Source organism: Paraburkholderia sp., assembly GCF_026225065.1.
Classification (GTDB): Bacteria; Pseudomonadota; Gammaproteobacteria; order Burkholderiales; family Burkholderiaceae; genus Paraburkholderia.
This window is the reverse complement of record NZ_JAMFSB010000042.1, coordinates 26033-34507: the sequence shown is the minus strand read 5'-3', so window position 1 is coordinate 34507 and position 8475 is coordinate 26033. Positions and strand designations below refer to the sequence as shown.

Below are 8475 nucleotides of genomic sequence, written 5' to 3'. Positions count from 1 at the left end.
GCAACGAATGCCTTCAGCACCTGCGCGACCTGCTTGTCGTCACCGGTCGCCACGCCGTCGGCATTCTCCGGCAAGTGTGCCGCCGACAACACGTCGCGCCCCGCGCCCAACGCCGCAATCGCCTTGAGATGCTTGAACGCTTCGAGTACGAAGTGCCTCGCGTCGCCCGATTGCGCGAGCGCCTTCGCACCCGCCTCACCGCCCGCGACGACGATCGCGTCGAACATGATCGACGGCATGCCGGCGATCGTCGCGTCGGGTTGCAGGTTGCCGATGGCAGCGAGAGTCGGCGCCACCAGCAGCGGCGTGGCGCCTTCGTCACGCAAGGCCTGCTGGAGTTTGCCAAGCGCGGCGACATCTGAACCCGGCGCTGCCAGCAAGGCAATCTTGCAAGTCTTGATGCCCGGTTTTACACGGTTGAGCAGACTCAATGCCGGCGAGTTTTCAGGTTTCGACACAACCGGCGCCTTGCCCTTTTTCGGCGCAGGCAGGCCGAGGCCAGTCGCGACTTTGGCTGCCAGGTCCGCGTCGAAGTTGGCGAGAATCTGGTTCACCACGCGCTCGCGAATCTCCGGCTTCGTGACCTTGCCGAGTTCGAACTGGTAGGCCGCCGCAATGTGTTCTTTTTCGACCTCAGACATGCTGCGATAGAACAGCGCGGCCTGCGAGAAGTGATCGGCAAACGACTCGCTGCGCACGCGAATCTTCACGCCGTCGATGCGCTCGTGATAGCTCTCGAAGCCGCCGTCCGCCGCGGCAGGATCGGTTTCCTTCGGCCAGCCGCCGTTCAGCGAGTTCGGCTCGTACGAAGCCTGACCGACATTGATCGCCTGACGATGCATTGCGTCGCGCTGGTTGTTCTGGAACGGGCATACGGGGCGGTTGATCGGAATCTCATGGAAATTCGGTCCTCCCAGTCGGCTGATCTGCGTATCCGTGTACGAAAAGAGCCGTCCTTGCAGCAGCGGATCGTTGCTGAAATCGATGCCGGGCACGACATGGCCCGGATGGAACGCGACCTGTTCGGTCTCGGCAAAGAAATTATCGGGGTTGCGGTTGAGCGTCATCTTGCCGATGATTTTCACCGGCACCTGTTCCTCGGGAATCAGCTTGGTCGGATCGAGCAGGTCGAAACCGAAGCTGTTTTCATCCTCCTCTTCAACAATCTGCACGCCGAGTTCGAACTCCGGGAAATTGCCGTGCTCGATGGCTTCCCACAGATCGCGCCGGTGAAAGTCGGGGTCCTTGCCCGCGAGTTTTTGCGCTTCGTCCCACAGCAACGAGTACGAGCCGAGCACCGGCCGCCAGTGAAACTTGATAAAGCGCGATTTGCCCGCCGCGTTGACGAAGCGGAACGTGTGAATGCCGAAGCCTTCCATGGTGCGCAGGCTGCGCGGAATCGCACGATCCGACATGGTCCACAACACCATGTGAGCGGACTCGGGCACGAGCGACACGAAGTCCCAGAAGGTGTCGTGCGCCGATCCGCCGGTTGGCATTTCGTTCGGCGCTTCCGGTTTGACGGCGTGGACGAAGTCCGGAAACTTGATGGCGTCCTGGATGAAGAACACCGGCATATTGTTGCCCACCAGGTCGTAATTGCCTTCCTGCGTGTAGAACTTGACGGCGAAGCCGCGCACGTCGCGCACGGTATCGGCCGAGCCGCGCGGCCCCTGTACGGTCGAAAAGCGCACATATACCGGCGTCTGCACTGATGGGTCCTGCAGAAATGCAGCCTTGGTGTACTCGCTCATCGACTCGTACACCTGAAACACACCATGGGCGGCCGAGCCGCGCGCATGCACGATCCGCTCGGGGATCCGCTCGTGGTCAAAGTGCGTGATCTTTTCACGCATGATGAAATCTTCGAGCAGCGACGGACCGCGTGGACCAGCACGCAAGGTGTTCTGGTTATCGGCGATCTTCACGCCCTGGTTGGTTCTGAGCGCCTCGCCATCGGGGCGTAGACGAAACTGTTCGAGAGCCTGTGTCTTTGGGTCGGCGCCCGCGGTCGTGCGGCCGGCGGGCTGCCGGTTGTTCGATTTACCTGCCATGGGGAAACTCCTTGCGTACGGCGCGACCGAGCGAAACGTCGGCTTGGCGCGGACCTTTTGATCAGCAAGGGATGTTCCCAACGGCGCGTGTAGAGCGGTGCTTTTGTCGATTCGGGAAATGCCTGGCTCGACCGCGATTGCACAAATTACTGTATGAATGTACAGTGTCTTCAGTTCGCTTTCCTGGCCACCGGGGCCCGTAGCCGGTGACGCCGGCGTCTGATCGTCGGGCGGTGCCCGGCTCACCAAAACGTGCCGCAAATTGATGGAGAAAACATGCTGCGATCTCTGGGCGCAGGGGCTGTGCTGCTTGTAGTCGCCGCAACTGTGGCGGCTGCTGCACCATCAACGGCCGCGGCAAGCGCGCATTACGTGGAAGTCTGGAACCCGCCCGAAGCGCGCATCGCTCAGGTGGCGGCAGCAGCTAAATCCAGAGCGAGGCCCGGCAAAACCGCGCTGCTGGCGCGGAGCATGGGTAAGGCTGCGCCACGCCGCATTGCGGATCGACTGCCTAAGGCTTCGACTACGAGGCACGTGGGCATCGACGCCGCCAAGAAAACCACCACCCCACGCTTTATCGACATCCCGCGTATCTTGACGCCCGAAGGCAACGTGCTGCAGGTGAGCACCGGTCGCATGGCTGTTTCCGTGGTGCGATGACGCTGGCTATCCACGCGCGGCAAAAGATGGAACCTGAAACCTACAAGGGCTATGCGATCTGGGGCCATGCCATCGTCCAGGACGGCGGGTACGCGTCCAGTGGCACGATCACGTGCGGCACCAAGCTAATCGAGGGATCAGGGGTTCTGGGCAACTTCGAAACGGACGAAGAAGCGCGCCTCGCCGGACTCGACTGGGCCCGAGCGTGGGTCGACAGTCATGGATAGCGAACGCAAGGCCGTGGGCTGTGCTGCCTAGGGTTGGATTAGCGCAAAACTGTCGCGCCCCGAATACCCCATAAAGTTGTCGATCAGCAGCAACAGGTCTGCCTCATCAGGCCGGGTGCCCCAGCGGCTATGCCCAGAAATCGACGCAATCGCAAACCATGAATGCGGTGGAAACCATTCGGCATGCACGGTGCGCTCGCCGATGATGCGCAGGCGCCCGGTATCGCAAAGATATTCGGCGCGAACCGTTTCCCCTGCTACTACCTTGCTGGCAATAATCGGCGCAGGCTCAAACATGGCGTCCTCCCGTTTGTGGATCCCTGTTGTTCAAATCGTGTAGATAGCTCTGGGGTTCCCCCAACCGGTTCAATTTCGCATGGTGCGGGTTCGGGCCGAACCAGGCCCACAACGGCGGCGCCGGGCGTCAGCCGTCAGGGTGTTATGAGGCAAGTTTTGTGCCGATTCGATCAACTGACCGTCTGACGGTCTTTTGTCCAAACGTCAGTTTTTTGGCTTGCATGCTTGTGTGGCGGGCGGCTCGGCTTGTGCGCCAAAGCGAGCAAATCGGCACTGCTTCGGTGCGCACCGCGACGGCACTTTAAAAGGGGTAATTATTAATACGGTATCCGAATCAATTATCGGACGAGACGGGACTGGGTTGGCGTCGAACAGACGTTTGATGCCGGCTTGATGCGAGCAGCCGAAGGCGGCCGCGCCACAATGCGGCCGCCTTCGGCGGTGAAACACGGCTACGCCCCGTCGAATCGTGCACGGGGCTCACGCCGGTCAGTGTCAGTGGGTGCGCTTTGCGGGGTGCTTCGCCGCATCCTTGGCGTCTTCCCGCGCATCGCCCATGTCCTTGCGGGCCTGACCCATGCCTTGCTGGACATCGCCCTTCATTTCGCGGCCGACGTTACCGGTGGCCTTCCCTGCCGCTTCGTTGACCTTGCCCTTGGCCTTTTCAGCAACACCCTTCACTTGGTCCTTGTTCATGACGACCTCCAAAAGTGCGACTCGTGTCGCGACGTCCACAGCGCCGCAAGCGGTGTTCCTGCTGTCAGGGTGGTCTTTCGGCTACTTTCCTGGCGTGTCGCGCTCCGCTTCAACCCCGGTGCGATTCCTCTGTCGCGCCAGAATTGCGTGCTTTTGACCTGGGCAGACGCCCTCGTTGCGCGCAATTCGATGAAATGCGCTGCCAATTCCCCTCGTTTCGCCGAATCACATTTGCTGCGTCGTCTTTACACTGTTTTCCATGGGCACGACGAATCACTGAGCCCATACGCGGTCTTCCCCCCGCGTTGTTTTGACCGTACCTGTAGAGCAGTTCGTAGAGCAGTCCGGCAGGTCGCAGTAGAAACGGCAGTTGCCTGTACGCAGTACGTTGTCGTAGCACGCTCCAGCATCACGAATGACGCATCGGGCAGTCCGCTCCAGCATCACGTTGTACGTAGCAACGCAGTCCGCAGCACGCAGTCGCAATACCGGCAACAGAGCAGCGCCGCAGTAGCGCATCAATGAAGCGCTCTCGCATCACATGCAATGAAAGCAACAGGGGTTTGCAGCAAAAGAAGGTAAAGGACCGAAGGACCACGTCTCAAGCAGTTTGAAGTGCAACAGCGTTGTTTTGATGGGAACCACGTCGGCAAGCATCCACGCGCCTGTGCGACTCTTCCATCCTGTCCGGCCCTGTCCCCCGTGGGACAGGGCTTTTTTTTGGACCACGTCACACCTTGACACAACTGGCCCGCTCAACCGCCTCAAAATTTAAGGCTATCTTAATTGTTGCTTGCGATGATGCTCACACGACGCACCTTCAAGGTTGCGAATTGTCCCGCCGGTACGCCGCTTGCAAGAAGCTTCTCTGGCGAACCGAGCGTTACAGAACGAGGTTAAAACCGTCATGCCGAACAAATCGCAAAACCGCAAACGCAACCAGCCTGCCATGTCGCCCCTGTTGCGCGCCCTCACGTTTAGCCGGGCCGCGCACGAGCCGGTCACGCAGGCGATGCTGCTGCAGTGCTACACCGCCCTCGATGCGTTCAAACGCGGTCACGGCTCACGAAATCTGTTTATGACGCTTGGCCGGCATTTTCTGGTGTCCGAAGAGCTCTGCCGTCTCGGACTCGAGCCGCAAGGTCTTGAATACATCGAAAGCGCGCACGGCGCGATGGTGCAACTCGACGCCGCCGAGCATCAGGAAGGCGGCTGGACGTTGGGCGAGGACGAGTATCTGCGCGTGTGCGCGGCGCTGTCGACTCTCGATGCGCAACTGTCCGCTGCGTCGCTCGAAACGATCGCACGAGCCGAAGCCCGCATGGTGGAAGGTCTGATGAGAGCGGGCCGGAAAGAAGCGGTCGCCGAAGCGCCCACCACGGTCTGCTAGGGCCGGGGCCGAAGTTGGGTGGCACCGGGTGCGCTGTAGCACCCGGTTTGGTAGAGACTGCCGTGAGCACATGGGCCCGAGCCGGAGCGCGCCCGCCCGCAACAAGCTCGCTCAAAACTCGTAATTAATCGACAGATCCAGCACGCCGTTCGACGAGCGCTGCGTGATCGGACTGCGCGCAGCGCTGCCGACAAGCTGCTCCAACGCAAAGTCGCACGCCGCAAACCAGTGCTTCTGGAAGAACCAGATCGCACTGACGCCGAAGCCCGCCGACTTCAGACCCGCACTCGCGTGATAGTACGAGTATTGGGATTCGGCGGCCTGCTGCTGGTCGACGCCAAACCAGCTGTTCATGTATTTGGAATCGGCGAAGGTCAGGCTCGGCCCCGCAAACCAGAAGAACGTCTTCGAACTGCCAGGCAGCGGCATATAAGCGCCAATGTCGCCGATCCAGCCATTCGAGCCGCCGAAACTGCGCCGGATGTCGGCGCGCAACACCATCGGAAAGCTCTTCGATATAACGTAGTCGCCGGCCAGTTTCAGTTCGGGAGCGGGGTTGATGTTACCGAGACCGTGCAGATGCTCGTCGTCGTCTTGACCGCGCCGTCCCAGGTCATAGGCAACCGCCAGGCTGATCCGCCAGTTCTGGCCTTGCGCCACATTGGCGCCGAAACCCTCGCCGGTCGAAGCGAAATACAGGTCGCTATAACGGATGTCGATACTCGGGCCGCCTTCGAAGTGGTATCGATCGGCGCCGTCATAGCGCGGCTGAAAAGCGCCGGCGATACCGACCGCAGCCTGCCACGTGGGAATTTCCGGCTCCATCATTTTTTCGAGCGGCACCCCGGCCGAATATTGCCATTCCTGCAGGGGTGCCGGCGTTTGAGCTTTGGCTGGAGTCGCGATCACGCTCATGCCAGCGACAGTGGCGGCAACCAGCCACGGCGCTACGGCCGCTTTCTTGTTGGAGCGGCTCAGGGCCGCTCGCGTTGTACGTCCGTTCGACACCCATCCTCCGATCGCACTGGTCGCGAATGAATTGACCGGCCACTCTCCAAATCACGCGAGGCTGTAACGACTGCCACGCAGACATGCCTGGGCATGTAATTTTTTCAGCGGCCGGTGCATATGATTTGACCGATGGCGGTATCTGATGCCATCGGTGGCCGAACTTGCCGGCTGCGACGACCTCTGGCCCCATCCTGCCAATATCTGCAAGGCTCGACGATTGCAATATCCGGGCCTGATCGAGAAACGTTCAGCGCTCGGGCGTCGATTTGCGTCATTCCCTCAGTTACCTAAAGTCTTCGCCAGTTGCTCGCGCAGAAATGCGGTGAATGACTGGATCGTAATCGAGCTTTGCCGATGCTGCGGATAGACTGCATAAAGCGCCGTTGCGCGCGGCAGAAACGGCTCCAGCAAGCCAACAAGCTGACCGGTTTTAAGTGCGGCGGAGACGATGAAATCCGGCAGGCGCGCGATTCCAAGTCCCGCAAGCGCCGCATCTCGGATTAATTCGCCGTTGTTGGCACGCAGCGGTCCGTGCACCTCCACGGCCTTGTGTACGCCGTCCAGCACGAACTCCCAGCTCGCTGGGCCGCCGTGTCCATACAGAAGACAGGCATGCCGGTCGAGATTGGCCGGCGTGGCGGGCGTGCTGCGCCGGCGCAGGTACTGCGGACTACAGCAGACCACCATCCGGACTTCCGCGAGCTTTTGCGCGATCAGCGTCGAATCGGCCAGCGTGCCGATGCGGATCGCCATGTCGAACCCCTCGCCCACCACATCGACGGTGCGATCGCTCAACTCCATATCGAAGCGTACGTCTGAATGTTTCTTCAGGAACATCGCTACCAGCGGCGACAGATGGACCATGCCGAACGACATCGGCGCGCTCACCCGCAGCAGACCATGAGGTGACGCCCGCCGCAGCGACATGGCCTGCTCGGCCTCTTCCACCTCACCGAGAATGCGTTTGGCCCGCTCGTAGAACTCCTGGCCGAGTTCAGTGACGGCAAGCTTGCGCGTGTTGCGGATCAGGAGCCGCACGCCGAGCGCCTCCTCGAGCGTCATGACGCGGCGGCTGACGAACTGCTTCGACAGCGTCAGCCGGTTGGCCGCGGTGGTGAAATTGTGCGCGTCGACCGTGGCGACGAAAATCCGCATGTCATCGAGTTGCATTGGCTCGCTCCTGAGTGTTGATCATGGTCGCCCGCGGGTGGTGTCGGCCACCGCCTAATTGTCAACCATGATGCGACAGTGTTTCCGATTACGGCACGATTATAAGCACATTGATTGACTTAAACTGCTCTACATGGATCACGGACGACAACCCTCGCCGGATCGCACAATCAAGGAGAAACAACATGCTCGACATCAGACACGCCAATCAACGCGGCCGCGCGGAGCACGGCTGGCTCAGTTCGCGTCATACGTTTTCCTTTGCCAACTATCACGACCCGAAGCAGAACGGCTTTTCGGATCTGCTGGTGATCAACGACGACCGCGTCGCGCCGTCGCAAGGCTTCGGCACGCATCCGCACCGCGACATGGAAATCTTCTCGTATGTGCTGGAAGGCGCAATGGAACACAAGGACACGATGGGCACCGGCTCGGTAATCGTCCCTGGCGACATCCAGTTGATGAGCGCGGGCACGGGCGTCGCCCATAGCGAGTACAACCACTCGCGTAGCGACCCTGTGCACTTCCTGCAGATCTGGATAGCACCGGCGCTCAAAGGCACGCCGCCGCGTTATCAGCAGAGTCGTTTCGGCGAGGCGGAAAAGCGCGGTGCGCTGCGCCTCGTGATCTCGCCGGATGGTGCGAACGAGTCGCTGGTGGTGCAGCAGGACACGCGTGTTTATGCGGGACTGTTCGACGGCGACGAGAGCGCCCGGCTGGAACTGGCGGCTGACCGGTATGCGTATATCCACGTCGCGCGCGGCAGCATCAACGTGAATGGCCAGACGCTCGGTGAAGGCGACGGTGCACGGGTCCGCAATGAGCAGGTTCTGACGTTCTCACAGGGTCACGATGCCGAAGTGCTGGTGTTCGATCTGCGTAGCATCGAGATGTCGGAACTCTGGTCCTGAGCGCTGCGCAGCCAACACACGAATTGCATCCGTTATTGCCCGCTGTTCCCATCATGGCG

The 8475-nt window shown here is 60.7% G+C and carries 9 protein-coding genes; 4 read left to right on the top strand and 5 right to left on the bottom strand.

What is annotated here, in order from left to right; all coding sequences use genetic code 11:
• Positions 1-2054, bottom strand: a 2054-nt coding sequence (gene katE, locus M0954_RS03125) for a catalase HPII (RefSeq protein ID WP_297351584.1), incomplete at its 3' end; no start/stop codon positions are given.
• 276 nt (positions 2055-2330) lie between these two features.
• Here katE and M0954_RS03120 point away from each other — a divergent pair.
• Positions 2331-2714 carry a hypothetical protein gene (locus tag M0954_RS03120; protein ID WP_297351583.1) on the top strand — a complete coding sequence of 128 codons (384 nt, stop codon included), beginning with the start codon at positions 2331-2333 and terminating at the stop codon, positions 2712-2714.
• Between the two features lie 26 nt (positions 2715-2740).
• Complete coding sequence (locus M0954_RS03115; protein ID WP_123387575.1) at positions 2741-2941, top strand: hypothetical protein; 201 nt, start codon at positions 2741-2743, stop codon at positions 2939-2941.
• 27 nt (positions 2942-2968) lie between these two features.
• On the opposite strand, the gene M0954_RS03110 is transcribed toward M0954_RS03115, so the two are convergent.
• Together M0954_RS03110 and M0954_RS03105 are read right to left on the bottom strand one after the other, a co-directional pair.
• A complete protein-coding gene (locus tag M0954_RS03110; protein ID WP_297351581.1) occupies positions 2969-3238 on the bottom strand; it encodes a hypothetical protein in 270 nt (89 codons plus the stop codon).
• Positions 3239-3733: 495 nt separating this feature from the next.
• Complete coding sequence (locus M0954_RS03105; RefSeq protein ID WP_123387296.1) at positions 3734-3934, bottom strand: CsbD family protein; 201 nt, start codon at positions 3932-3934, stop codon at positions 3734-3736.
• A 907-nt stretch (positions 3935-4841) separates the two neighbouring features.
• Here M0954_RS03105 and M0954_RS03100 point away from each other — a divergent pair.
• Positions 4842-5324: a hypothetical protein gene (locus tag M0954_RS03100; RefSeq protein ID WP_123387297.1), complete on the top strand. Its 483-nt coding sequence runs from the start codon at positions 4842-4844 to the stop codon at positions 5322-5324.
• A gap of 111 nt (positions 5325-5435) precedes the next feature.
• On the opposite strand, the gene M0954_RS03095 is transcribed toward M0954_RS03100, so the two are convergent.
• Both M0954_RS03095 and M0954_RS03090 read right to left on the bottom strand, forming a co-directional pair.
• Positions 5436-6239, bottom strand: coding sequence for a MipA/OmpV family protein (locus M0954_RS03095; protein ID WP_122159073.1), 804 nt, complete (start codon positions 6237-6239; stop codon positions 5436-5438).
• Positions 6240-6614: 375 nt separating this feature from the next.
• Positions 6615-7505: a LysR family transcriptional regulator gene (locus M0954_RS03090; RefSeq protein WP_297351580.1), complete on the bottom strand. Its 891-nt coding sequence runs from the start codon at positions 7503-7505 to the stop codon at positions 6615-6617.
• A 185-nt stretch (positions 7506-7690) separates the two neighbouring features.
• Between M0954_RS03090 and M0954_RS03085 the strand changes: the two genes are divergently transcribed.
• Positions 7691-8416, top strand: coding sequence for a pirin family protein (locus M0954_RS03085; RefSeq protein WP_122155891.1), 726 nt, complete (start codon positions 7691-7693; stop codon positions 8414-8416).
• Positions 8417-8475 lie beyond the last annotated feature (59 nt).

Excerpts from the sequence above, each read along its gene's own strand:
- M0954_RS03120 (WP_297351583.1), top strand. The coding sequence starts at position 2,331 with ATGCTGCGATCTCTGGGCGCAGGGGCTGTGCTGCTTGTAGTCGCCGCA.
- M0954_RS03115 (WP_123387575.1), top strand. The coding sequence starts at position 2,741 with ATGGAACCTGAAACCTACAAGGGCTATGCGATCTGGGGCCATGCCATC.
- M0954_RS03110 (WP_297351581.1), bottom strand. The coding sequence starts at position 3,238 with ATGTTTGAGCCTGCGCCGATTATTGCCAGCAAGGTAGTAGCAGGGGAA.
- M0954_RS03105 (WP_123387296.1), bottom strand. The coding sequence starts at position 3,934 with ATGAACAAGGACCAAGTGAAGGGTGTTGCTGAAAAGGCCAAGGGCAAG.
- M0954_RS03100 (WP_123387297.1), top strand. The coding sequence starts at position 4,842 with ATGCCGAACAAATCGCAAAACCGCAAACGCAACCAGCCTGCCATGTCG.
- M0954_RS03095 (WP_122159073.1), bottom strand. The coding sequence starts at position 6,239 with ATGAGCGTGATCGCGACTCCAGCCAAAGCTCAAACGCCGGCACCCCTG.
- M0954_RS03090 (WP_297351580.1), bottom strand. The coding sequence starts at position 7,505 with ATGCAACTCGATGACATGCGGATTTTCGTCGCCACGGTCGACGCGCAC.
- M0954_RS03085 (WP_122155891.1), top strand. The coding sequence starts at position 7,691 with ATGCTCGACATCAGACACGCCAATCAACGCGGCCGCGCGGAGCACGGC.